Below are 23,180 nucleotides of genomic sequence, written 5' to 3'. Positions count from 1 at the left end.
AACTTTTCGAAGGTTCGTTAACTGTTTTGTTATGTTTTCAAGGTTCTCGCCTTTTTGCAGTCTCCGCTTTAATCTGTCTAGTCCCGATATCGTATTGCACTCTAGGCGTTTCAATTTTGGTTCGGTTGGATTTATTGCAGTCTCACTAATACCCCTTTCTCGCCGACGAACTCCAGGAACCTGCGGTATGTGGGATGTGAACTCAGAGTTGAGGCATCACCCACGGCTATTAGCTTTCTCCTGGCTCTGGTTAGCGATACGTTCAGTCTCCTTAAGTCGGTAAGGAAACCCAGTTCTCCCCGGGGATTAGAACGGACGAAGGAAATCACTATTGCTTCCTTCTCTCTTCCCTGGTATCCATCCACGGTCTTGACTTCAACATCCTCTGGAAGAAGTGTGCTTAGCAGGTCTCTCTGGTCGTCGTAGGGAGTTATTACACCAACGAACTCTGGCTTCAGACCGATCTCGAATAGACGCTTGACTATTTCGGCAACTATTTTGGCCTCCAGTGGGTTCTCCCTGCTGTCGCTGCCTTTTCTTTGTTTCTCGAAACGATCTTCTCTTTGGGACGTATCAACGAAGACTAAAACGTTTTCTGGATTGAGCACTTCGCTCCAGGACTTCTCTTGGTTTTGACTTTTAACTCCGAGGTCTGCGAGCGTTATGTTCCTCACGCTCTCGGCCGCTTTGACTTTTCCTGAGTAGAATTCCCTGCTCGGAAACTCCATCAGCTTCTCGTTCATGCGATACTGGATCGTGAGCATCTCCGACTTTTTGGGATAGCGTTCCATAAGCCCCTCAAACAGAGTTTTTGAAAGTTTCCTGGCCCTTTCACTCAGTATGGTTGGTGGCAACTGTTTGTGGTCCCCAGCAAGTATGAAACGTTTCGCACGATTGATGGGCATGAGGACGCTTGGAATAGTCGCCTGTGTGGCTTCGTCTATTACGGCGACATCGAAATCCCCGTAGTTAACTACATCAAGGCCCGAAGATGAGTTCGTTGTCAAAACAACGTCCGCCTCTTTTATTATGTCCCGAGCTATTCTTTCCTCCAGCTTTATTGCGTCATCGAGAGTTTTCTTCACCTGTTCGTTCAGCTTTATCCACTCGGCCATCTCCCTGAGGATCCTTGCTGGAACACCCCTCGTTCCAATCCCCCTGGCTGCCAGCCTGAGGATTTCCCTGTCGCTTAATCCCCTCCGGTATTCTGGGCCGGGTTTCGCGAAGGTGTCCCTCTTCTCCTTAAGGTTCTGGTGGATGATCCTCAGTTCCCTCAGCTCGCCGTAGAGCTCGTGCTGGGTTATTTTGTAAGCTAAGGTCGTCTCGTGGAGTTGCTTTGAAACCCTGCTCGGATGGCCGACCCTCACTATATTCAAGCCGGAATTGGCAAGTCTTTCAACGAGGTTGTCAACTGCCACGTTGCTTTCGGCCGTTGCGAGAACTTTGTTCCCCCTCTCAACTTCCTGCCTTATGAGTTCAGCCAGTGTTCTTGTCTTTCCCGTGCCGAAGGGGCCGTGGATCAGAAAGAAGTCAGAACTGCCCAAAGCTCCGGCTATGGCCTTCCTCTGGCTTGCGTTGAGACTTTTGTCATGGGGTGTGAACTCAACTTTTTCACTATCTTCCGGTTCTCTCAGGCCCAGGTAAAATTCCGTTGCCTTTCTTCCGCTGTCGTGGAGGTTGTCCAGGTTTTCGATCCAGCGCTTGAAGGTTATGTCGTTGGCGTAGAGGTCTAGCCTCACCCCTTTAAGGGCCCAGTCCGGAACGGATTCGAGGGCGACCGTGATAAACTTCTTACCCTTTTCCACGACCGTCCCGACCAGGTCGCTCTTAAGGGGATCCCTTCTGCTTATCACTACCAGGTCTCCAACGCTTATTTCGGTTCTTATTTCTTTCTCACGCCCGTATCTAACCAGAAAATAGCCCAATTCCTCGCCGATGATTTTACCACTCAGGCTCATAATGGCCCTTCCAGCTTTCTCACGTTCTCTCCCCGACAGGCGTTTTATCTCTGCCCTCATGGCTTCTATCTCGGCCTTTCTCTCGAGCTCGACCAGTTCCTTGAGGCGGTTAATGAACGTTGAGAGTTCCCTTTCCATGTGTCTTCCCGTTCTGGAAAACGGAGGGCGCTTAAAAAATATGGTGGTCAGCCCATGCGAGTTTCGTCACCGCTCAGGCGAAACTTCCCACATCATCCCGGGAAGAGTAGAAAAGTGGAGTTAAAAAGCTAAGCCCTGCCGAGGGACAGAACCATGAGTATTTCCCTGTAAAAGGATTTCATGGCCTGCAGGTGTTTTTCCTCAACGCTGCTTTTGCTTGCGACGTAGTTGTAGTAGGCCTCAAGCTTGTTGAGAAGCCACTGGAGTTCTTGCCTGGCCCTGTCGCTGGGACCGTTGTCTAAAAGTTTGCCCCTCAAAAACGGCATCACCTCAGAAGGACAGCCCCATGCGGCCCAGAACAGACCTTCTTTCAGTATCTCGAACAGTATTTCTTCCCTTTCACCCCCGTACGGTTTCTCCCTCCCCCCTTTCGGCTTTTCCTCCTATGTTCTCCAACATTCTTTCGTTGCCTTTCATGGGCATCACCGCAGTAAAGTGGGCCTTTGGGTATTTGACTTTTTCGGGATTATCTTTGCAAATCTGGCAGAAAATCAACAGAAAAACAGGGATTTTTTTGAACATCTGCCAAATATTCCCGGGTGCTCATGGGTCGGCACGGGCAGAACTCCAACGGGGCAAATTTTTAAGATGTTCCTCCCACCTGTAAACGGTGGTTTGATGGTTTCAGTCGGTATAATCGGGGGTGGAATAGCCGGCTTAACTGCCGCCCTGGCTCTCTCCAGTAGAGGTTACGAAGTCACTGTAATTCATGCCGGGATAGAGGCCACAAACTCCTACCTGGCCCAGGCTGGAATAGCGCTGTCCATCCTTGAAGGCGATTCTCCAGAGCTTCACGTTTCTGACACAGTGCGCGCGGGGAGATACCTCAACGACGAGGAGGTGGTCTGGAACGTCGTTTCAAAATCTTCTGAGGTTTACGATTTCTTTCTCTCGCTCGGCCTGAAGTTTGAGGGGAACGAAACCGAAGGCGGTCACTCCTTCCCTAGGGTGTTCACGATAAAGAACGAGACCGGAAAGCACATTATTAAAACCCTCTACCTTCACGCGGAGGAGTCAGGAATTAACTTCGTCAAAGGCTGGGCTGAGGAACTTGCCGTTAGGCACAAAAGGGCCTGTGGTGTTTTCGTTGATGGAGAATTTATGAAGTTTGACGCGACCGTTATAGCGACGGGAGGTTTCGCCGGTTTGTTCAAGTACACGGCAGGATCGCCGCTCAACCTGGGCTTTCTTATCGGGGACGCGATTATGAAGGGGGCCCTTGCGAGGGATCTTGAGTTCGTTCAGTTTCATCCAACGGGTTTTATCGGAAGTAACGGCGTTAAACTTATAAGCGAAGCAGTCAGGGGTGCCGGTGCGAAGCTGGTAACCGAAGACGGAGAGCGCTTCGTGGACGAACTCTCGCCCAGAGATATCGTCGCCAGGGCGATATACCTGAAAACGCTCGAAGGAAAACGCGTCTTCCTTGATGCAAGGGGCATAACAGACTTCAGGAGGAGGTTCCCCCAGGTTTACGCTTTTCTGGCTAAAGAGGGGCTTGACCCGTCAAAGGACTTAATACCGGTTTCACCCATTGCCCATTACACAATGGGAGGCATAGCCACGGATCTGTGGTACAGAACTAACGTAAAGAACCTCTATGCCATAGGTGAAGCCGCCAGTAACGGTTTTCACGGTGCCAACAGGCTGGCAAGTAACTCCCTTCTTGAATGCGTCGTTTCAGGCCTGGAGGTGGCCAGGACGATCGCCAGGGAGAGACCGCGCGCTGGGGAAGTCAGAGATGTCCCCTACCACGGGTACGAGGCTGGAGACGTTGAATCTCTGAGGGAAATCCTCTGGAATCACGCCGGAATCGTTAGAAATGGCAGAGGGCTGAAAGAGGGCATTAAAAAGCTCGAATCTGTGGAGGCCGATCCAAGGCTCAAACTTTTGGCCAAGGGAGTTCTGGAATGTGCCCTGGCCAGGGAGGAGAGCAGGGGGAGCCACTACCGTGAGGACTTCCCCCTTGTGAGAAAAACCTATCAGAGGCCATCGTTTTTTGACGGAAGGTGCAGGCTTTAGGTCAGTGGCACGTTGCTTTTTATGCCGCTAACGACGAATGAAAAGCTGCGGGAGAGGAGTGACCAAGAAGGGGTCAAAAGTAAAAATCAGGCGTTCTCCTCCCTGATGAGGACTGCGTTGACGACGCCGTCCTGGCCCGGTCTGCTGGTTACGATGGCCTTACCGGCCTCGGTCTCTATTATGGCGCCCTTGGTGATTATGTTCCTTCTCGCGTACTGCCTGTTGGCCGGGTTCTCGATGACGTTGAGGATCTTGGCCTTCCTGCCCTTTCCACCCTCGAAGACGTTGGCGTAGAGGGCCTCAATAAGGCGGATCTTCCTGTTGCCACCGTAGGTTCTGATTATCTTTCTCTTCTCCTTTTCTTCGGCAATCTTAGTGTTGGCCGGCTCTCTACCGAGCTCCCTCTTCCTCTTCTTCCTAGCGAGGACAATCCTCCCGCCTGAAGGCTTTTTAAGTGATCTTCCCTGCCATATGGCCATCATTATCACCTCTCGTGACCCTAGACCTAACGCCACTTTGAGGGGTGCGTTTATAAGCTTTTCCTACCTTCAACGGTGGGAGGGTGCGTGAATGCTCTTCGTTGTGAGACCGGGGAGAAAGAAGAACGAGCTTGAGGCCCTCTTCATCGAGAAAGAGCCTGAAAAACTTTCCCAGCTTAAGGGGCTTAAGGCTGATAGGGTTTACCGTTTCATAATGCACGAGGGGAGACTCTTCAAGGTCCTCGAGGGGAGCCAGTATCAGAACCCGAAGGAGATAGAGAAGCTGTTAAGACAGGCCAGAATCGTTTTAGTCAACGCCGACGAGTGGGAGGACTACTTCAAGAATCGCCTTCAGAACAAAAACGTTGAGAGGGCCGAACTCTGCCGCCTCTGTCTCCTTGAGGGCAGGATCACGATACTGACGGAGGGCAACAGGATAAAGTACCGCGACGAGTACATCTGCGAGCGCTGTGCCGAGGAAGAGCTCAAGAGAGAACTCCGCTTCCGCTTCAACAGCGTGGCAATGTTCGACCAGGCGAAGAAGCTTTTGGACAGGTTTAGAGACCTCGACAAAGTTCTCTACGCCTTTGACCCGCGCTTTGACCCGACGAGGCATCCGGAGATAACGAAGTGGGATGAGCTGAAAGCAAAGCACGTCAAGGTTGAGAAAGTTAGGCTCGACGAGCTTCCCCTTCCGGAGAGGTTCAGGGAAGTCCTCAGGGGTGAGGGCATAACCGAGCTTCTCCCTGTCCAGAGCCTGGCAGTTAAGAACGGCCTCCTCGATGGCGAGAACCTGCTGGTGGTTTCCGCTACTGCAAGCGGTAAGACGCTCATCGGCGAGCTGGCAGGAATTCCGAAGGCGATGGAAGGCAAAAAGATGCTCTTCCTTGTGCCGCTGGTGGCCCTCGCAAACCAGAAGTACGAGGACTTCAAAAGGCGGTATTCCAAACTCGGCCTTAGGGTGGCCATACGCGTTGGCATGAGCAGAATAAAGACGAAGGATGAGCTCGTGGTCGTTGACACCGACATTGATGCCGAGATAATAGTCGGAACCTACGAGGGGATTGACTACCTCCTCAGGGCCGGGAGAAAGATTGGCAACGTTGGGACGGTTGTCATAGATGAGATCCACACGCTGGACGAGGAGGAGCGCGGGCCCCGGCTGGACGGCCTCATCGCGAGGCTGAGAATGCTCTATCCCCACGCCCAGTTCATAGGTCTGAGCGCAACGGTCGGAAACCCCGAGGAGCTGGCAAAAGAACTTGGCCTAAAGCTGGTTCTCTACGACGAGAGGCCCGTTGACCTTGAGAGGCACATCATCATAGCGAGAAGCGAAAGCGAGAAGTGGAGCCATATAGCCAACCTCTGTAAAGCTGAAGCGAACAGGAAGTCGAAGCAGGGCTACAAGGGCCAGACCATAGTCTTCACCTTCTCAAGGAAGAGGACTCACGAGCTTGCCGCTTACCTCACGAGTAAAGGTCTCAAAGCGAAGCCCTACCACTCCGGCCTCCCCTATGCCCAGAGGAAGCTCACCGAGATGGAGTTTTTAGCTCAGATGCTCGACGTCGTTGTTACAACCGCGGCCCTGGGGGCTGGAGTTGATTTTCCCGCTTCTCAAGTGATCTTTGAGAGCCTCGCGATGGGCAACAAGTGGCTCAGCGTTAGGGAGTTCCACCAGATGCTCGGAAGGGCGGGGAGGCCACTCTACCACGAGAAGGGGAAGGTCTACCTCATAGTCGAGCCCGGGAGGAAGTATTCTGCTCAAATGGAAGGTAGTGAAGACGAGGTTGCCTTCAAGCTTTTGACGGCTCCAATAGAGCCTGTAACCGTTGAGTGGAGCGATGAGCTCGAGCAGGACAACGTCCTCGCCCATTCCTGTGTCTTCAACAGGCTTGAAGTCATTGAAGAAGTCCAGTCGAGGTGCCTCGGGGCAAACCAGAGCGCCGAGAAAGTTCTGAAAAAACTGGAGGAGTTCGACTTCCTCCGGCTTAGGGGTTCCCTCGTTGAGGTCACCCCCTACGGAAGGGCCGTGAGCATGAGCTTTTTGCTGCCGAAAGAAGCGGCTTTCATCCGCGAAAACCTCGGCAAGAAATCTGCCCGGGAGATGGCGGTGAAGCTTTTACCCTTCGAGAACCTCTACCTGAGTGGAACACTTCAGAGGGAGCTTGAGAGAGTTGTAAAGGGCAGGTTGAGCGCCAGCGTCTTCTCTTCAAGCTTTGCGTCCATACTTCAGGAGCTTGACAGGGTCATTCCCGAGCTAAGCCCAAACACCGCTGAGAGGCTCTTCACACTCTACCAGGAGTTCTTCATGTGCGGCGAAGAGGACTGTACTGACTACGCCATGGAGAAGGTTGGTAACATGATAATCGAGCTGAGGCGGAGCGGAAAGCACCCCACTCAGATAGCCGAGCACTTCAGGAAGGTTTACGGGCTGATCGTCTACCCGGGCGACGTTTTCACGTGGCTCGATGGCATAGTGAGGAAGCTTGAGGCAATAGAGAGGATAGCGAGGGTCTTCCGCGTCAGGAGCGCAGAGGAGGAGGCAAGAACCCTGAAGGAGGAAATCGAGGAAGGTAAAACGGTGCGCGAGAAAAGGAAAGAAGAGAGCTTCACTTCCTCCCACGGAGCAGGTTGGGGAGCGCGATGAGGGCAAGGATGGCGGCCGGTCCGCAGATCCCTTTTCCTTCATTGCTGGAGGTTCCGGTCGTGGTGGTTGCTGTGATTGTGGTGGTTGTACCAACCTGGTAGGTTGCTTCCTTTGTGTTCCCGTAGAAGTCCGTTGCTATGGCTTTTATGGTGAAGGTCGTTGCGTTGACACCGTCGACTTCGGTGAAGTACGTTGCTTTGACCTCGGATGGCTTAACGGAGAAGGCCGGAAGTTCTTTCACTACCTTTCCGTCGACGATTATCTGAACCTTCATGGTCCTTATGCCCACGTTGTCATCGGCGCTTATGTAAACCGAGAACCTCTGGCCCGGTTTGGGCTTGCTCGGGGTGATGTAGCCTATCGAGACCTCGGGCGGTTTGGTGTCCTTTTTTGTGACTGCGGTTATCTGGCCGACTCCCCTGGGGACTGTGACGTTCAGCAGCATGTATTTCTCTCCCGCAATTTCTCTCTCGGCGACGACTCTGTAGGTTATGTTCGTGCCCTCTGGATCTACGCTGGCACCCGCGGGTATCCTTATGACAAGCGGGCCGCTGACGCTCTCGTTAAGCTCGTTGAAGAACTGAACGGCCGTTCCTTCCTGTCCCTCCTGCCTGAAGACCACGAACTTCTGGGGCACCGGCAGTGAGCTTATCCCATCGTGGAGAACGTTCCCAGCCAGCGGAAACTCAACGGTGCCGTTGGAGTATACGTAGACAACCTGCGAGCCGTACCAGCTTGGCACAGTATAGCCGAGGCCCTTGTCCGTTTCGCTCGGGGGGTTGCTCGTCTTGTCAGGTGCTCCCGTTGCCGTAAGGGTCCAGAACCAGTGCTCGTTTCCGTTCTTGTCAATGTATAAAACCGGCTTGTCATTGTGAATGTGGCCCGAGAGGACGAGCCTGATGTTGTACTTTTCAACCATCTGGAGGAAGTATCTCGCTATGTCTTCGTACTCGCCTTTGCTGCCCTCCCAGTCCCAGCTAACGAACCTGGTTAGGGCCTTCCAGTCGCTGTCGTCAAAGGCCGTGTAGCCCTTTATAGTCCCTCCCCACTTCCCATCGGGGGTGCTGTACCAGAACGGGTGGTGGACGAGGACTATAACCGTCTTGTTCGGGTGGCTCTTGAGAACGTCCTCCATCCACTGGAGTTGCTCCATCTCCGGATGCCTCTCTTCGCCCCTGCTGTCCAGGCCTATGATGAGGAAGTCTCCGATGACCCTGTAGAAGTATCTGGGGCCAACGTACTTGCCGTAATAGGTCGGTGGATCATCGTGGTTGCCCTTTATGCTTATTAGGGGAGTCCCTGCCGCCGTGGCGTAGAGGATGGCCCTGTTGAGCATTTTGTATCCTTCCTGATCACCGTTGGTATCAACGTCATCGCCCGTGCTGATTATGAGGTTTATAACGTTCTGGCCCCCGCTTCCGACCATGGCGTAGTACGTCATGAAGCTCTCTGTGGCTGTGTAGCTGTGCATTCCTATGGGGTTATTGCAGTAGTTGAGTATCTCAGGGATGCTCTTCTGGAAGTAGTCCCCGCACACGAAGCCCATCTTGAACCCGCTCGTAACGTGAAGGTCGCTTCCATGGGCTATCCTGAGTACCGTGGGGGCTCTGTCCATAACCCAGAGTCCGTTGGGGATAGCTACGTCGCCTTTATTGCTCCTAACGACGAGGAAGTAGACGTCTGGAACCGCCTCATTGGGTATCTTGGCCCTGACCACACCCCCCTCGGTTCCGACGATCTGGAGGTCGTAGGGACCGTGGAGTATCGATACTATCTGGAGGGATTGAACGCTAACACCCTCCGCCGGATAAACCTCGATTGTATCGCCTGGGAGGCCTATTGCCGGTGTCCCCGGGAGGGGGTCGAGAATTACCTGGCCCGGGGTTACGACGTTGCCAGCCGCTTGGACTCTGACTTGGGGAAATACAAAAGCCGCTGTCGCCATCAACACCAGAAGGAATACCAGGGCCCTTCTTCCGAGCATGGTATCACCGGCATGAATTGAGAAAGCTGGGGTTATAAGTCTTCTTCCAGCGGGGCAACCTGGAGAGCACTATGAGGATCGGCCGCCATTTTGAGAATGACCTCTGCGAGCTTTGACTTTCCCCCGAGGCGGAAATACATCCGGTAATTAGTGAGTATGCGCTCGCGCAACTTCTTGGCAACGTCGTCGAGCCCCTTTCTGGTGGCTATTAAAAGCCTTGTTATGTCCACGCCCATCTCCATAAGATAAAAATCGGCGCGGCTTGGGGGGAGCGGTGGCAGAGTTCCATGGATTTCCCCCGCCGGCTGGAGGGAGCATTTTAAAACGACCGTTTTTCCCAGCTCGTCTTCGTGTTCCTTTTCTTTTGCTTCAACGGTGCCGTAAACCCCGGGGAGGCCCTTTATCCATCTGTACTCCCCGTTTTCATCGAACTCCAGTCTCAGGGGCAGGTTAAGGGCCAGCTTTATAATTGTCTCAACGTCGTTCGTGAACTGGATTGAAGCATAAGGGCAGGACTTAAGTTCCCCGGCGCTTCTGCCCCCAAAGAGCTTGAAGAAAAGCCTATTCCCCCGCCTGACCACCCCCACGGGTGTGACGTTTGAGCGGGTTATGAGCAGAACCTCGTAGACTTTCCCCTCCTGGAGCGTGTCCAAAAGCTCCATGTGACCACCAAAAAAAGAAGGTGAGAGGACTTAAAGCCCTTGCCTCGGGAGGACTATTATGTCGTCCCTATCAACGTAGAACGTGACCTCCTGGAGCGGCTTGAGGTGGGAGACCTCCCTGTCGCTTATGGTCCTGGCGATGATCCTGGTGTCTCCGAAGAGGCCGACAACCTCTATGAAGAACCCGTAGTACTCAATGAGGTCAACCGTCCCCGTGAACGAGACCGCGTTTTCAACGGGTTTGAGCTTTATCCTCTCCGGCCTTATAACGATGACCACGTTGTCGCTCTTCTCCGTGTAGCGGAGACCGTCGAGGGTTATGCCCTCGAATTCAACCCTGACCTTATCCCCGTCCCTTTCCACCACTCTCGCCGGGATGACGTTTGTCTTGCCCATGAAGCTGGCTACGAACTCCGTCCTGGGCGTCTCGTATATCTCCTTGGGAGTACCCACCTGCTCCACGGTTCCGACGTTCATGACCGCTATCCTGTCGCTTATGGCCATTGCCTCCTCCTGGTCATGGGTGACGTAGATAACAGTGATCCCGAGCTCCCTCTGTATTCTCCTTATCTCCGAGCGCATCTCAAGCCTGAGCTTTGCGTCAAGGTTGCTGAGCGGCTCATCGAGGAGGAGAACCCTCGGCTCAACGACGAGGGCCCTGGCTATGGCCACACGCTGCTGCTGCCCACCGCTCAGCTGGGTCGGGTAACGGTCCTCGAAGCCCTTGAGCTTTACCAGCTCGAGGGCCCATTTGACCTTTTTCTCTATCTCCTCTTTTGGAGCTTTCCTCAGCTTCAGGCCGTAGGCGACGTTGTCAAATACCGTCATGTGGGGCCAGAGGGCGTAGTTCTGAAAGACGAGGACTGCACCCCTCTTGCTGGGGTGCTGGTATGTGACGTCTTCATCCCCAAAATAAATGTGCCCGCTGTCGGGGTAGTCAAGGCCCGCTATCGCCCTGAGGGTCGTTGATTTTCCGCAACCGCTCGGCCCAAGGAGCGTGAAGAGTTCCCCGTGCTTTATGTGAAGGTTTACGCCCCTGAGTGCAACGGTTTCACCAAAAGTCTTAACGAGGTTTTCAATCCTGACTTCCACCATCTCAACCACCTCACGTGAGGCCTATGAAGGAGTATCTCTGCTTGGTTATAACGTTCACGAGGACTATTGCGATTATCTGTACAGCCATGAGGAACACACCCAGAGCGGCCGCGAGGTTGGCACTTCCAACGGCGCTCGTCATGAGCTCGACCATTCTGGCAGTTATCGGGTAGTATTCCGGGTTGATGGAACCGAGGGTGATGCCCACGCTGGTCTCGCTCATGCAGTAGACGAAGCTGAGCATAGCACCACCGAGGAGGTTCAGAAGGATGAGCGGCATCAGTATCCCCGTTAGCGCCTTCCACCTGCTGGCGCCGAGGTTCAGCGCGACCTCCTCCAGGGAGACATGTATCTGCTGTATTCCAGCGGCGATCGAACGGGCGGCGAAGGGGAGACGCCTTATGGAGTACGCTAAGATGAGCACCATGGCGGGGTTGAATCCGAGGAGGTTGGTGGGGTCGAGAGGTGTGTTCGGGAACACCCTCGCAAAGAAGAAGAAATAGCCCATCGCTATAACTATTCCGGGAATCGCTATCGGCATCGTGGAGAGGCTGTCCAGGACCGGGCCCAGCTTGCTCTTCCCGAACCTGCTGGTGGTGTAAGAGGCTGTCAGGGAGAGGAGGATTATAACGATGACCGCTATCGTGGAGTAAATCACGCTGTTTATTATGACCCTTTCGATATCCGGCTGGGTAAGGATGCTCTCTATGTAATTCGTCGTGAAGCCAGAAGGCCAGGTCCCGCTCCAGCGCTCGCTGAATGCGAGGAGAAAGACTCCGATCTGGGGGAATACGGAGAGGAGGAGAATTGGAAGGACAACAAAGTATATGAGAACCGCCTGCCAGGGCCTGGGCTTGGCAAGGCGGGGCTTCCATCTGCCACCCTTGCTCAGCATCGCGTACTGCCTCATACTGACGTACTTCCTTATACCCAGGAACATGAGGATCGCTATGGCCAGCATAACGAGCGCAAGCGCAGCTAGCTGTGGACTGCCAACGTTAAAACCGCTCGTGAAGGCGCTGTAGATCTGGAAGGACATGAGCTTTCTGGCCAGGCCGTTGCCCTGGAAAACTATCGGAGCGGCGAGATCCTCGAGGCTGAATATTCCAACGAGGGTAGCCCCAGCCGCTATCCCTGGGAGGGCGAGCGGGAACGTAACCGTTCTGAAGAGGCGGAAGCCGCCGCTTCCGAGGTTCTCAGCCTGCTCCTCAAGGGTGGGGTCGATGTTTATGAAGCTCGCATAGGCGTTGAGGTAGACTATTGGGTAGTACGTCATGGTCTGGGCTATTATAACACCGACCAGGCCATCTATCTGGACCCTGTAGGGGAACAGGTGAAGAACCTCGTAGAAAAGCCAGTTGATTATCCCATCTGGAAGGAACATCTTCTTCACGACGAAAACGTTAACAAAGGGCGTCACGAGGAGGGGCACGAAGAGCAGAACCCTTACGATGTTTTTGCCGGGAAAGTCGTACCTTGCCATGATGAAGGCGAAGATTGTTCCCAGTATGGTCGTGAGGATCATGACGCTGATCGAGATGATTATGGAGTTCAGGATAACGCCGAAGTCGACGCCTTGGATGTAGTATATCTTCTCTCCAGTGCCCATGGTGATTACCTTGGCGAACTCTCCGCTGGGGTGGAGGTTTATGTAGTACTCGTTCAGCAGGCTACTGAACCAGTGGAGGGACAGATGCCCGTTATACTCGAAGGCTATGACGAGCATGGCCAGGACCGGGATTATTAGGAACGCTATCAGGTATAGGAGCGGGAACAGGAAAGAGGTCGCGACTACGGGGTCGAAAACGGGTGTTCCAAAAAAGTTCTCGCTCCACTTGCTGACCTTCATTGGACGCTACCTCCCTTGGTTCTTCATCTTTTCCCTGTCTTTGCGAAGGCTATTTAAAAGTTTTTGAAATCTGTGGGTTGAACCCCTGCGGAGTGCGGGTAAAGAAAAGGATAGAAAAATGTTGGAATCACCCGCCTATCTCGCTGAGGACTTCGTTATACTTGTCTGCCGCGGCCTGGCGCCATATCTGTATGAGCTGGTCCTGGAAGTTCCTGTCCTGTGAGATCCTGTCGTTGATTCTCTTGGCATAGTCCTCGGTGAAGGTAACTATCTGCCCGGTTTCGGGATCCTTAAACTGTATTGGTGCGGTGAGCTTGTCCTTTAGCTCGTTGAACTTGTCCTCGCTGATCTTTCCATCTTTATAAGCCCTAACCAGGGAAACCCATGTGTCGTGGAGCTTCTGGTTCTCATCAACGAGGGTGGCCTTGAAGTAGTACTCGAGGGCATTGACAGTCTCAAGGGCACTATTATCGTCGAACGGTATTCCCTGGGCCTTGGTGACATCGTCGTATGCTTTCTTTAGGCTCGGTCTCGCATCGCCGTAGGTCTGCCCGGCGTACTGGCCCTTGAATACTATCTCAGCGGCTTCGTTGCTCACCTTCATATTGAACACTTCGGGATTAACCGGGAGCCTGTTGATGTCGGGGCTCATCCAGATCGCCTGGCCCTCGGTGAGCACCCAGTAGATGAACGCCTGAGCCGCCTCCGGGTGTTGGGCGTTCTTAAGGAGCGCTATCGGGTCACCGTTTATAATGCTCTCTCCGCTGGGAATAATATACTCGCAGTCCGGGCTCTGCTGCATGGCGGTGTATCCGTAGAAGTCTATGGTGTTTCCGGCCGCTATCTCGCCGTTTATGACGGCATCTCTAACCGCGTCGCTCTGCATGTATACCCTCGAGTTGGCGGCTATGAGAGTCAGTATCCTCCACCCCTGGTCCCAGCCGAAGGCCTGGAGGATGATCTGGTATATCCTCGTGTTGGATGTGCTCTGGGTTGGGTCGGCTATTCCGTACTGGGGCGGATCAACGGCCCAGGCCTCGCTCGCTATGTCCTCCCACTTCTGGGGAACGGGCAGGTTCCACCTGGCTAACTGCTTCTTGTTGACTGTGAAACCGAAGGATGATAATGCCGCTGCTATCCAGTATACGTTACCCCTATCGTCCTTCCTAACCATGGGCATTCCTGCAATCTCTACCGGTATCTGGTTGCCTATGAGACCCAGGACTTTGTTGTCAGTTATCGGAGCAAGGTAACCTTCTTTGTAGAGGTCATCAAAGAGAGTAGGTCCTCCACCCCAGCCGACGTCGGCCCCTTTCTCCACATAGCTCGGCCAGAGGCTCTCCGACACTTTGATAAACTTCAGGTCAGTGATGTGGTACTCCTTCGCTATGTCGCTCTTGAGGAACAGCTGTTTCGCCATATCCTGGATGGTTGTGTCATGCCTTGTGAGGATGACGAGAGTTATGCCGCTTTCGCCACCGCCACTGATACAGCCGCTTGCCACGACGCTTAGGGCGAGAAGCAGCACAACCCCAATGGAAGCAACCTTTCTCATCTTCATCCCCCGCGAATGCTGTTCAATGGAAATAAAAGGAAGAACGGCTCACTCCCTTCTTCTGAGGAGGAGCGGTACTATTGCCAGGCCGATTATTGCCGCTGGCCCGCAGATTCCTCCACCGCTCTTGCTGCTAGTATTGGTTGTGGTTCCCGCTGTTCCGAGCTGGGCCTGAACCTTCATCGCCCAGTGGATGAAGTTTGTGATAAACGTTGGGCCGTCGAGCTTGACTCCGTAATACAGTGGGGACCATATGGGCTCGTAACCACCGTAGGGTGTCTCGCCACTCACTATGAGAACGTTCTTCTTGTCAGGGAAGGTTTGGACGGCCAACAGTGGGAACCTGCCAGTGGCACCCACAGTGTAAGCGTTGGCAGCCGGATCGCTGTTCTCGACGATCTGCCCGTTCTCGCTGGTGGTGACAATAACGTAGACGTTCTCTATTCCAGCGTTCGGCCCGAGGGCCTTCCAGTTGCCACTGTCATCAACGTATGCCACAACACCAGGCCCGTGGAAGAGGACTTTCCCGCCGTTCTGGAAGTCCTTGGTGATGTCATCTTTGTTTGGAGTCTTGTCGTCCGGGTTGACGATGCCAACCACACGGTAGCCCTGTCCGGCGTTGCTCCGGGGGTCCTCGAGTGAAGCCTGGTCGAGCCTGAGGTTGACGCCGAGTGCCTCTAAAACGGCGTTAACGTTGTTTATTGTCTGGACGCCGCTTCCGTAGTCGCTGTCACCTGCTATCCAGAGGATTCTGTTGCCATCGCTCCACCACTGTTTGAGGGCGTTGATTTCGTCGGGGCTGAGGGGCTGAGTTGGCTGGCCGATGATGAGGAAGTTGATGTTCTTTATTGCGTCGTAGGTTATGGTCTCCCCTGCTTGCTGGATGCCGAGGGTGTCTGCTTTGTCGCCGGGCCCGATGTAGACCCAGGTGACGTCTCCTATCTTCTTGAGGATTCCGTCGACGAGTACTGTTCCGTTCTTGTCCGTGAGGACTGTTAGGCCCTTGTCGTTTTCGCCGTGGGCGAGATCAATGCCGACCGTTGCGGCGCTGGCCATGGCAAACCCAAACAAACCAAAGAAAACAAAAGTTGCTATCACTATTGCGGCCTTCCTCATGGTATCACCGGGAAATTTAAAGGGCAGGAGGTTATAACTTTAACGCTCTTCTCGTGTCCTGTGGGCGCACAGGGCCTACTTTTAGCTCCCTGTAAAAGTTTGGAGATTATCCAGAGATTTGGAGAACCATCTGGGCTGGATCCCTGACCGCGGGCCCAAGCCCGAGTACGTATATAGCTAAATACCAGAAGCGGCGCTCCTCCTCGTCTGGGACGAGGTACTTGAGACCGTAGTAGACCGCTACGAGGATCAGCGTTATCCAGGGGTAGTAGAAGTACGCCCCGAACCACTGCACGAGGTGGTTCTCTATCCAGTGAACCTCATGGTAGCCGTAGTAGTGTATGCCAACCACAGTTGATCCCATGTCGTACATGTGCGCCAGGACGGCGTAGAGATAAAGCTTATCAAACGGTCTCCACTTGTAGTACGCGAGCACAGCGGCCCAGGAGATTACGGTGTGGATCATGGTGAGCTCGTAGGGCCTCCAGCCCTTTGCGTTTGTGATAAGCAGGTAGTTGGCCCAGAGCGCCAGAACTGTGCCCCAGCCTACGGTTACCTTCGGATACGTGCCCAGCTTTGCGTCTGCGAATATTGCCGGCAGTATCAAAAAGAAGGCGGTGAAGAATATGCCCGGTGTTAGAATCCAGAAGTTTGGTTTTAGGACGTTGCCATCCACCAGGGCCCTCACCGTCGCCCCGAATACTACCATCGGGGTAACCGCCCAGAAGAGCCTCTCGTCCACCTTGATCCTGAGGGGTTTGATTATGTACCTGTACGAATATATGACGCCCAGCCCGAAGAGCAGCGCATAGACGAAGGTGTTTACGGCGTTGTATCCCTCCCTGGTGTACATGGGCTCGATGAAGTACTGGTTCAGAAACTGCCACACAGATTCCAGCATCCCATCACCCCCCTATGGTGCCCCTTATGGTTAATAAGCTTTGGGGGTTTGGAACAACTTTTTAAGGTCTTCCTCGTTATCTCCAACGGTGGTGCACCCAATGGAGTCTTATCTCCAAACTCTGCCCGGTGGTGCAGTTGATATAGGCACGGAGAGGATGATGGGCCTTATAGGGTCCATAATCGGGCTCCTGGGCTTTATTCCGTACATTGGCAACATACTGAGCCTCCTTGGGTTTATCCTGATTTTGATAGCCCTCCACGGGATAGGGAACAAGCTCGGGGACGAGAGGCCGTTCAAGAACTACCTCAAGGGGTTCATAATAATCTTTGCCGGAGTTATCGTCGCGGCAATCATAATACTCAGCGCTTTTGCGGTGTATTCCGCCGGCGGTGTTGTTCGGCACGAGCGGAATCTGGGTCTCATTTTCGTGGGAATCGCTGTTATCATTGTGGCAGTTATACTCGGAGCTTATTTCCAGAAGAAGGCGTGGGATGCGATGTACGAGATAACCGGGGTGCAGGAGTTCAAAAAGACCGCGGACTTCCTCTAGTGGGGTGCTCTTACCCTCATAATCCTGGTTGGGTTGATACTGCTCCTGGTATCGGCAATATACCGAATACTGGCGTTCTCCAACCTGCCCCAGCAGATCAGCAGAAAAACCTCCCAGCCGGAGGTTCCGGCTGAGGACTTCACGGGGGACTTCACCTGGTGAGGTCTCCCTTTTCTTCTGACCGTAAAGTTTATAAACCCTTTTTGGGTGGTGTGTATTGGTGCGGTGGTCATAGCGGCGGGGTCACACCCGGTCTCGTTTCGATCCCGGAAGTTAAGCCCGCCCGCGTTCCCGGGTGTACTGCCCTCCGGAAGGGGGCGGGAAACTGGGAACGCCGCCGGCCACTATCAAGCGCCCGGGTGGTGTAGCCCGGTCTATCATACGGGACTGTCACTCCCGTGACCCGGGTTCAAATCCCGGCCCGGGCGCCATACAGCCCTTTCTGACGAAAGCGCTGGCGGAAGATTGAGTGCCTTCTGAAAAACTCAAACCCTCAGGGGTTTACTCATTAGCTGCCATTTCTCGAACGCTTGCCATCCTCAAGGCGTCCTTTACAGGCTGTTTTTAGTGCAGGTTCACCCTATAGGGCAAAGCTTAAAAATGCATTTCAGTTCTATCAATTGCGTGGGCCCGTAGCCTAGCAGGACAGGGCGCCGGCCTTCTAAGCCGGAGGTCGCGGGTTCGAATCCCGCCGGGCCCGCCATTCTTGAAACAACCGCTCCCATACGCTTCACTTCTCCAAATGCCCCCATAAAAGCTTATTTGCGAGAGCCGACAGGTTATATTTCTCTGCCCTGAGGCCTCCGACCACTTCTTTATCAAGGTATAAATGAACGCGCGTCTTTCGCCTTTTCTGGGCTGATTTCCTTTGAGAGCCCTGCTATATGACGGCTCACTTTGTCCCCCTTTGGCCCACCAGTGTGATAATGGACTGAGGATGATATCAAGCCTGGAGGAAGGTCGGGCGGGTTCTTTGTTGATGGTCAGGAAGTCGGCCAGTTGCCATGAAAAATAATCTTTATTTATATCATGTGATGAGCCCGTGAGAATGATCGGGCGATGAGCCGCATGAGCATGAAGTCCCGGTGGGGACGGAGTTGGCGGCTTCTTTTACTCATTTCCAAACACCGTTGAGGTTCTTTTTAAGCCTTAAATAGTTACACAGGTTGTAGGCAAGCTCCATAATTTTCTTGAGCTGCCTGTCTGTTAATTTTCCTTCTACAAGAACCATTGGCTCGGATATCGCTTCTGGAGGGCCTCAACGAGTTTATCATCCATAACAAAGATGGTGTATTTATCAACATAAGCTTCGATGGTCGAAAAGAGAACTGGAGGGATCTTTGAGCCTTTGAGATATGAAAAGGCCCTCGACGCTTCAATAAAAGGCAGAATTTGGGAATATCTGGCGGAGAAATCGTTAAAGTAACTGGTTTTCTTCTTTCCGAGCTTATTAGAGTGTTTGACCCATTTAACTATGTTGCCGTAAATATGGGTCTTATTCGAGTCCGTGATTATCAGAAGGGAAACATAGGAGATGTGCCTGTCGTCTGATTTGTCCACGAAGATTAACCAACTCATTCCATCGCCAGCCAGCTCGGCCTCTTTTCCTGTGGAATCAGCTCGGCGATCTCTTTAAGCTCCTCAGGAGTTAGGATGTAAACTTCATCTGGAAGTTCAGCCTTGGACGGGATGTAAATAAGCCTCTGCTCAACATTATAGACTTTGCCCCTCTTCTTCTGCCTCTCGACTTGCTTGCGAACCCGAACCTTGAGCATTGGCTTCCGCTTGTGCCCTTCAGCGCGGAGTGACTTCACGAACTTTACCCGAAAAATTCTTTTAATCTATCCCCAACTCGGAGCTGGTGGTTGTTATGGAGAAAGAAAAACTCATTGACGAAATACTCAGGCTTAAGGAGGAGCGCAACGCGATAATCCTGGCCCACAACTACCAGCTGCCGGAGGTTCAGGATATAGCCGACTTTTTAGGGGACAGCCTCGAGCTCGCAAGGAAAGCGGTGAACGTTGATGCCGACGTCATAGTTTTTGCTGGCGTTGATTTCATGGCGGAAACCGCCAAAATCCTCAACCCAGAAAAAACTGTTCTGCTCCCGACGAGGAGGGCAACCTGCGCCATGGCCAACATGCTCAAACCGGGGCACATCCTCGAGGCGAAGAAGAGGTATCCAAACGCTCCGGTTGTTCTCTACGTTAACAGCTCCACCGAATGCAAGGCATACGCCGATGTCACGGTCACTTCGGCCAACGCCGTCAAAATCGTCGAAAAGCTTGACTCTGACGTTGTAATCTTCGGGCCAGACAAGAACCTCGCCCACTACGTGGCGAAAAAGACCGGCAAGACCGTAATACCCGTCCCCGAGGGGGGCCACTGCTACGTCCACAGGAAGTTCACAGTTGAAGACGTAGAGCGCGCAAAGAAGCTATATCCAAACGCCAAGCTCATGGTGCACCCAGAGTGCAATCCAGAAGTTCAGGAGAGGGCTGACATAATCGTCTCAACCGGCGGAATGATAAAGCGCGCCCCCGAGTGGGACGAGTGGGTCGTCTTCACGGAGAGGGAGATGGTCTACAGGCTGAGTAAGCTCTATCCGGACATCAGGTTCCACCCCGCCAGAGAGGACGCCACCTGCGTCGGGATGAAGGCCATAACGCTGAAACACATCTACGAGTCGCTCCGTGACATGAAGTACAAAGTTGAGGTTCCCGGGGAGATAGCGGAGAAGGCAAGAAAGGCGATAGAAAGGATGCTGGAGATGGGCTAATCCCTATTACCTCTTTGGAACTGCACTTCTAACTGTGTAGTGCTCCAGCGTTGCTCCCTTCTCAACGAATTCATGGGGCCATATCTTGACGTTGTACATCCTCACGTTGTCGCTTATCACCGCGTTGTCTCCTATGACGGAGTTCACTATTCTCACGTTGTCCCCTATCTCGACGTGGCGGCCTACTATCGAGTTAATTATCCTCACGTTGTCCCCGAGCTTTACCCTGTCCATCACAACAGAATGGAGGATCTCGCACCCTCTGCCGATTACGGAGTAGTTGTCTACGATTGCATCCTCAAGGGTGGTTCCACTACCGATCGAGATGTGCCTTCCGAGGAGGACCTTGCCCTCAACGAGCAGCTCACCGCGCTTTATCGAATCCCTGATTTTTCTCCTGAGGTCCTCCGACATCTCCGATTTCCCCTGCATGTAGACCTCCTGGGTCACCTCCAGGGCCTCCATCTCCTCGGGGGAGAGGTGGTGGAGCAGGTACATGGCCGCGTCAAGGTAGCGCTCCGGTGTTCCAACGTCAAACCAGTAGCCTTCCATTGGATAGCCGTAGACGTCGTAACCGTGCTCTATGAGGGCAGGGATTATATCGCCGCCGAAGTCGAGGGTTTTTCTTTCCCTCATGTCCTTCGCCCAGTCCTCCTCTAAAAACTTCCAGAAGTTCTCCGAGAGGATGTATATGCCTGTGTTCGCCAGGTTGCTCGGGGCCTCCTCGGGCCTGGGCTTCTCAACGAAGTGCTCTATTTTGTAGTCGCCGTCAATCTTCGCAACACCGAAACCGGTAACGTCCTCAACGCGCTGGAGCGCTATGGTGATGAAGGCCTTTTTCTTCCTGTGCCACTCGAACATCTCCTGAATGTTCAGCTGGTATACGTTATCCCCCTGGATCACCACAACGGGTTCGTTTATGCCGTAGTACTGCATTGTATACCACACAGCGTCGCCGTTGGTTGTGCTCTCGTAGCGCGGCATGTAGCGAATCCTCACTTCTTTCTCAAGCCCGTACTTCTCTTTGAGCCAGTAGCCCTCGCGGAAGTAGTCAAAGAGCGAGGTGTAGTTCACGTAGCCCTTTACCCCGAGGTACACCTCCTCGATGCCGTCCTTTGCCAGGCTCAGAATCGAGTGCTCGAGGATGGGCTTGTTGAGGAGCCTCACGAGGCCTTTCGATGTCTCAATCGTGAGGGGTCTCAGCCTGGTAGCTTCGCCCCCTACGGGAATGACCGCTTTCTTTATCATGACTTTCCCCGTTAAATGCTCGCCTCTGAGAATAAAAGAAATTCTTTCACTTGGAGTGATACATGTCCATGGAAAGCAAAATAAAGTCCAGTTCCCAGGTAGGCATGGTGAAAGCATGGTTTCGCTCGAGTACCTGCTCGGGTTCATCCAGGAGGACGCGCCCTTTGGAGACGTCACTAGCGAGGCAGTTATTCCTGAGGACATGAAGGCGAAGGCTATCATCATAGCGAAAGCCAGTGGCATTATCGCCGGCGTTGAGGAGGCCAGGGCCCTCTTCGAGCACTTTGGGGTTTCAGTTGATATTAGGAAGCGCGACGGTGAGGAGGTTAGGAAGGGAGACATAATCCTTGAGCTCGAGGGCAACGCGAGGGCTATTTTACTCGTCGAGAGAACCGCGCTGAACGTCATGGGTAGGATGAGCGGCATCGCCACGGAGGTAAGGAGGCTCGTAGAGAAGGTTAAAGCGGTTAACCCAAAGGTTCGCGTTGCAGGAACGCGCAAAACCCTCCTCAGACAGATAGACAAGAGGGCGATCCTCATCGGCGGCGGCGAGCCCCACCGCTTTTCCCTCAGCGATGCAATACTCATAAAGGACAACCACCTCGCCTTAGTTCCGCTGGAGGAGGCCATAAGGCGCGCGAAAGAGTTCAGCCTTTACAAGGTCGTCGAGGTTGAGGTAGAGAGCCTGGAGGACGCTCTCAGGGCCGCAAGGGCCGGGGCGGACGTTGTGATGCTCGACAACATGAATCCGGTGGAGATCTCCAGGACTTTGGAGGCATTAAAGCGCGAAGGCCTTCGCGATAGGGTCAAAATCGAGGTTTCCGGAGGGATAACGCCCGAAAACATAGAGGAATACGCCAGGCTCGACATAGATATCATAAGCCTCGGCCATCTGACCCATTCCGTGAAAAACTTCGACGTGAGTTTGGAAATAATCGGAAGGGTTTAGGCCCTTTGCAGATGTTTTTAGATTTGGGCGCTGAGCCCCTGAACTATTTCCACGACGTCTTTCAGCCTTGAGACTATGAAATCGCAGTTTTCCCAGAGCTCTCTCTTTGATGATTCCGGATCCAGCAGGACTGAGTACATCCCAACTTTCTTCGCCCCGACGCAGTCTTTCGCGGGGTTATCCCCTATGTAGATGGCCTCCTCTGGTTTGATTCCGGCCTTTTCCAGTGCTAGGAGGAACGGTCTCTCGTGGGGCTTGTAGAAGCCAGCGTCTTCACTCGTTGTTATGCTGTCAAACAGGTCGTAGATTCCCAGGGCCTCTAAGTGGGCCTTTATGTAGTCGTTGTCCGAATCTGTAATTATGCCCACGTGGAGACCCAGGGATTTCAGTGCCATGATTGTTTCCTTTGCGTCCGGGAACAGCTCTCCGTACTTTTTGTGCATTTCGACGTTTACTGTCCAGAAGTCTTCAGGGACATCAAACCCGTACCTTCTGGCAACCCTTTCTATGGCCTCTGTATCCACCTCCCTTATCTTCACATAGGGTTTCCCCGCGAGTTCTCTAAAGAGAGCCGAGCTCTCCTCCTCGTACTCCTTCCAGAGTTTAATGTAGTCCAGGTCTTCTCTTCCGGCCCTTCTCAGGATCTCTTTGATGATGTTCTGGTGAGTGACGTTTTCCCCCGATTTGGTTATCAGTGTTCCGACGAAGTCGAAAAAGACTCCCCTTATCATGGCGCTCACCCCTTGAAGTTCAGCTGGGATCTTTAAAACTTCTTCCGTCATCTCTCCAATTCGGGGGGCAGAAGTTTTTTGTCATACGGACAAAAAGACGAATTTTTATCCGAAAAATCTTTATTGGACATCCGGGTTTAATGCATGGGTGATAAAAACGGAGGCCATACTCCTGGTCTGGGGGGTTAGGGACGAAGTGCTCGAAAGGCTTCCCGTTAGGGGAGAGTGGCTCTACGGGGAGTACGACTTTATAGCCAGAGTCGAGTTTTCTGATAGGGCTGAGATGGAGGCCTTTGAAAAACTTCTCGTCAAAATAATCGGCGGGCACACTTACAAGCTCCTTCCGGTCATGATATCGGCCGTCAAAAGAAATGAGGATGACAGTTTTTCAATAGTCGAAGTTCCGGGGGAGTTCGGACTTGTTTGATCTTTACTTTTTGAAAACCTCCCCCTTCAG

General features: G+C 53.2%; 21 protein-coding genes, 2 tRNA genes and 1 rRNA gene. 10 read left to right on the top strand and 14 right to left on the bottom strand.

Going from position 1 to position 23,180, the window contains the following annotated elements:
• Positions 1–131 precede the first annotated feature (131 nt).
• Complete coding sequence (locus ACZ47M_RS07380; protein WP_315342379.1) at positions 132–2,096, bottom strand: IGHMBP2 family helicase; 1,965 nt, start codon at positions 2,094–2,096, stop codon at positions 132–134.
• A 128-nt stretch (positions 2,097–2,224) separates the two neighbouring features.
• Entirely contained in the window at positions 2,225–2,422 is a 198-nt protein-coding gene (locus ACZ47M_RS07375) for a hypothetical protein (RefSeq protein ID WP_315342382.1), read from the bottom strand.
• 352 nt (positions 2,423–2,774) lie between these two features.
• Between ACZ47M_RS07375 and ACZ47M_RS07370 the strand changes: the two genes are divergently transcribed.
• The gene (locus ACZ47M_RS07370) at positions 2,775–4,175 is read left to right on the top strand and encodes an L-aspartate oxidase (RefSeq protein ID WP_315342384.1); all 1,401 of its coding nucleotides are present in this window, start codon (positions 2,775–2,777) and stop codon (positions 4,173–4,175) included.
• Positions 4,176–4,261: 86 nt separating this feature from the next.
• Here the strand turns inward: ACZ47M_RS07370 and ACZ47M_RS07365 are convergent, their stop codons facing one another.
• Positions 4,262–4,654 (bottom strand): 30S ribosomal protein S8e, encoded by a 393-nt coding sequence (locus tag ACZ47M_RS07365; RefSeq protein WP_315342611.1) that lies wholly within the window; start codon positions 4,652–4,654, stop codon positions 4,262–4,264.
• A 91-nt stretch (positions 4,655–4,745) separates the two neighbouring features.
• On the opposite strand from ACZ47M_RS07365, the gene ACZ47M_RS07360 reads away from it, so the two are divergent.
• Positions 4,746–7,301, top strand: coding sequence for a DUF5814 domain-containing protein (locus ACZ47M_RS07360; RefSeq protein ID WP_315342387.1), 2,556 nt, complete (start codon positions 4,746–4,748; stop codon positions 7,299–7,301).
• On the opposite strand, the gene ACZ47M_RS07355 is transcribed toward ACZ47M_RS07360, so the two are convergent.
• The 7 genes from ACZ47M_RS07355 to ACZ47M_RS07325 all read right to left on the bottom strand — a co-directional run bounded on the left by ACZ47M_RS07355 (position 7,264) and on the right by ACZ47M_RS07325 (position 16,463).
• Positions 7,264–9,285 carry a metallophosphoesterase gene (locus tag ACZ47M_RS07355; protein WP_315342388.1) on the bottom strand — a complete coding sequence of 674 codons (2,022 nt, stop codon included), beginning with the start codon at positions 9,283–9,285 and terminating at the stop codon, positions 7,264–7,266. The two genes, ACZ47M_RS07360 and ACZ47M_RS07355, sit on opposite strands and share 38 nt — an antisense overlap.
• A gap of 32 nt (positions 9,286–9,317) precedes the next feature.
• Positions 9,318–9,947, bottom strand: a complete 630-nt coding sequence (locus ACZ47M_RS07350) for a DUF447 domain-containing protein (protein ID WP_315342391.1) — start codon at positions 9,945–9,947, stop codon at positions 9,318–9,320.
• 30 nt (positions 9,948–9,977) lie between these two features.
• Positions 9,978–11,042: an ABC transporter ATP-binding protein gene (locus ACZ47M_RS07345; protein WP_315342392.1), complete on the bottom strand. Its 1,065-nt coding sequence runs from the start codon at positions 11,040–11,042 to the stop codon at positions 9,978–9,980.
• Between the two features lie 10 nt (positions 11,043–11,052).
• Positions 11,053–12,891, bottom strand: coding sequence for an ABC transporter permease (locus ACZ47M_RS07340; RefSeq protein WP_315342394.1), 1,839 nt, complete (start codon positions 12,889–12,891; stop codon positions 11,053–11,055).
• A 127-nt stretch (positions 12,892–13,018) separates the two neighbouring features.
• A complete protein-coding gene (locus ACZ47M_RS07335; protein WP_315342613.1) occupies positions 13,019–14,446 on the bottom strand; it encodes an ABC transporter substrate-binding protein in 1,428 nt (475 codons plus the stop codon).
• Positions 14,447–14,494: 48 nt separating this feature from the next.
• Positions 14,495–15,562, bottom strand: coding sequence for a DUF4350 domain-containing protein (locus tag ACZ47M_RS07330; protein ID WP_315342396.1), 1,068 nt, complete (start codon positions 15,560–15,562; stop codon positions 14,495–14,497).
• A 106-nt stretch (positions 15,563–15,668) separates the two neighbouring features.
• Positions 15,669–16,463, bottom strand: coding sequence for a DUF63 family protein (locus ACZ47M_RS07325; RefSeq protein ID WP_315342399.1), 795 nt, complete (start codon positions 16,461–16,463; stop codon positions 15,669–15,671).
• Positions 16,464–16,551: 88 nt separating this feature from the next.
• Here ACZ47M_RS07325 and ACZ47M_RS07320 point away from each other — a divergent pair, with 88 nt between their 5' ends.
• The 5 genes from ACZ47M_RS07320 to ACZ47M_RS07300 all read left to right on the top strand — a co-directional run bounded on the left by ACZ47M_RS07320 (position 16,552) and on the right by ACZ47M_RS07300 (position 17,719).
• Positions 16,552–17,016 (top strand): DUF996 domain-containing protein, encoded by a 465-nt coding sequence (locus ACZ47M_RS07320; protein ID WP_315342402.1) that lies wholly within the window; start codon positions 16,552–16,554, stop codon positions 17,014–17,016.
• Positions 17,017–17,049: 33 nt separating this feature from the next.
• Positions 17,050–17,178: a hypothetical protein gene (locus ACZ47M_RS07315; RefSeq protein ID WP_315342405.1), complete on the top strand. Its 129-nt coding sequence runs from the start codon at positions 17,050–17,052 to the stop codon at positions 17,176–17,178.
• 59 nt (positions 17,179–17,237) lie between these two features.
• Positions 17,238–17,359 (top strand): 5S ribosomal RNA (gene rrf, locus ACZ47M_RS07310).
• Positions 17,360–17,369: 10 nt separating this feature from the next.
• Positions 17,370–17,447: transfer RNA gene (locus ACZ47M_RS07305), tRNA-Asp, on the top strand.
• Positions 17,448–17,642: 195 nt separating this feature from the next.
• A tRNA-Arg gene (locus ACZ47M_RS07300) sits at positions 17,643–17,719 on the top strand.
• A gap of 515 nt (positions 17,720–18,234) precedes the next feature.
• Here ACZ47M_RS07300 and ACZ47M_RS07295 read toward each other — a convergent pair.
• Both ACZ47M_RS07295 and ACZ47M_RS07290 read right to left on the bottom strand, forming a co-directional pair.
• The gene (locus ACZ47M_RS07295; RefSeq protein WP_315342408.1) at positions 18,235–18,576 is read right to left on the bottom strand and encodes a hypothetical protein; all 342 of its coding nucleotides are present in this window, start codon (positions 18,574–18,576) and stop codon (positions 18,235–18,237) included.
• A 14-nt stretch (positions 18,577–18,590) separates the two neighbouring features.
• Positions 18,591–18,830, bottom strand: a complete 240-nt coding sequence (locus tag ACZ47M_RS07290; protein ID WP_315342410.1) for a t26-17p — start codon at positions 18,828–18,830, stop codon at positions 18,591–18,593.
• A 56-nt stretch (positions 18,831–18,886) separates the two neighbouring features.
• On the opposite strand from ACZ47M_RS07290, the gene nadA reads away from it, so the two are divergent.
• A complete protein-coding gene (nadA, locus tag ACZ47M_RS07285) occupies positions 18,887–19,795 on the top strand; it encodes a quinolinate synthase NadA (protein ID WP_315342615.1) in 909 nt (302 codons plus the stop codon).
• 6 nt (positions 19,796–19,801) lie between these two features.
• Here nadA and ACZ47M_RS07280 read toward each other — a convergent pair whose 3' ends face one another.
• Complete coding sequence (locus ACZ47M_RS07280) at positions 19,802–21,043, bottom strand: NDP-sugar synthase (protein ID WP_315342413.1); 1,242 nt, start codon at positions 21,041–21,043, stop codon at positions 19,802–19,804.
• Between the two features lie 115 nt (positions 21,044–21,158).
• On the opposite strand from ACZ47M_RS07280, the gene nadC reads away from it, so the two are divergent.
• Positions 21,159–21,992 carry a carboxylating nicotinate-nucleotide diphosphorylase gene (gene nadC, locus ACZ47M_RS07275; protein ID WP_315342416.1) on the top strand — a complete coding sequence of 278 codons (834 nt, stop codon included), beginning with the start codon at positions 21,159–21,161 and terminating at the stop codon, positions 21,990–21,992.
• Positions 21,993–22,009: 17 nt separating this feature from the next.
• Here nadC and ACZ47M_RS07270 read toward each other — a convergent pair whose 3' ends face one another.
• Positions 22,010–22,723, bottom strand: coding sequence for a TIGR02253 family HAD-type hydrolase (locus tag ACZ47M_RS07270; protein ID WP_315342617.1), 714 nt, complete (start codon positions 22,721–22,723; stop codon positions 22,010–22,012).
• Between the two features lie 148 nt (positions 22,724–22,871).
• On the opposite strand from ACZ47M_RS07270, the gene ACZ47M_RS07265 reads away from it, so the two are divergent.
• Entirely contained in the window at positions 22,872–23,150 is a 279-nt protein-coding gene (locus tag ACZ47M_RS07265; RefSeq protein WP_315342418.1) for a hypothetical protein, read from the top strand.
• Positions 23,151–23,180: the final 30 nt, after the last annotated feature.

It is taken from the genome of Thermococcus waiotapuensis, from assembly GCF_055384795.1.
The sequence above is the reverse complement of the archived record's forward strand: the minus strand, read 5'-3'. Positions and strand labels throughout refer to the sequence as shown.

Bases quoted from the DNA above. Each gene is read 5' to 3' on its own strand.
- ACZ47M_RS07330 (WP_315342396.1), bottom strand. From the start codon at position 15,562: ATGAGGAAGGCCGCAATAGTGATAGCAACTTTTGTTTTCTTTGGTTTG.
- ACZ47M_RS07355 (WP_315342388.1), bottom strand. From the start codon at position 9,285: ATGCTCGGAAGAAGGGCCCTGGTATTCCTTCTGGTGTTGATGGCGACA.
- nadA (WP_315342615.1), top strand. From the start codon at position 18,887: ATGGAGAAAGAAAAACTCATTGACGAAATACTCAGGCTTAAGGAGGAG.
- ACZ47M_RS07335 (WP_315342613.1), bottom strand. From the start codon at position 14,446: ATGAGAAAGGTTGCTTCCATTGGGGTTGTGCTGCTTCTCGCCCTAAGC.
- ACZ47M_RS07360 (WP_315342387.1), top strand. From the start codon at position 4,746: ATGCTCTTCGTTGTGAGACCGGGGAGAAAGAAGAACGAGCTTGAGGCC.
- ACZ47M_RS07345 (WP_315342392.1), bottom strand. From the start codon at position 11,042: ATGGTGGAAGTCAGGATTGAAAACCTCGTTAAGACTTTTGGTGAAACC.
- ACZ47M_RS07325 (WP_315342399.1), bottom strand. From the start codon at position 16,463: ATGCTGGAATCTGTGTGGCAGTTTCTGAACCAGTACTTCATCGAGCCC.
- ACZ47M_RS07350 (WP_315342391.1), bottom strand. From the start codon at position 9,947: ATGGAGCTTTTGGACACGCTCCAGGAGGGGAAAGTCTACGAGGTTCTG.
- ACZ47M_RS07280 (WP_315342413.1), bottom strand. From the start codon at position 21,043: ATGATAAAGAAAGCGGTCATTCCCGTAGGGGGCGAAGCTACCAGGCTG.
- nadC (WP_315342416.1), top strand. From the start codon at position 21,159: ATGGTTTCGCTCGAGTACCTGCTCGGGTTCATCCAGGAGGACGCGCCC.
- ACZ47M_RS07380 (WP_315342379.1), bottom strand. From the start codon at position 2,096: ATGGAAAGGGAACTCTCAACGTTCATTAACCGCCTCAAGGAACTGGTC.
- ACZ47M_RS07365 (WP_315342611.1), bottom strand. From the start codon at position 4,654: ATGGCCATATGGCAGGGAAGATCACTTAAAAAGCCTTCAGGCGGGAGG.
- ACZ47M_RS07270 (WP_315342617.1), bottom strand. From the start codon at position 22,723: ATGATAAGGGGAGTCTTTTTCGACTTCGTCGGAACACTGATAACCAAA.
- ACZ47M_RS07340 (WP_315342394.1), bottom strand. From the start codon at position 12,891: ATGAAGGTCAGCAAGTGGAGCGAGAACTTTTTTGGAACACCCGTTTTC.
- ACZ47M_RS07375 (WP_315342382.1), bottom strand. From the start codon at position 2,422: ATGCCGTTTTTGAGGGGCAAACTTTTAGACAACGGTCCCAGCGACAGG.
- ACZ47M_RS07370 (WP_315342384.1), top strand. From the start codon at position 2,775: ATGGTTTCAGTCGGTATAATCGGGGGTGGAATAGCCGGCTTAACTGCC.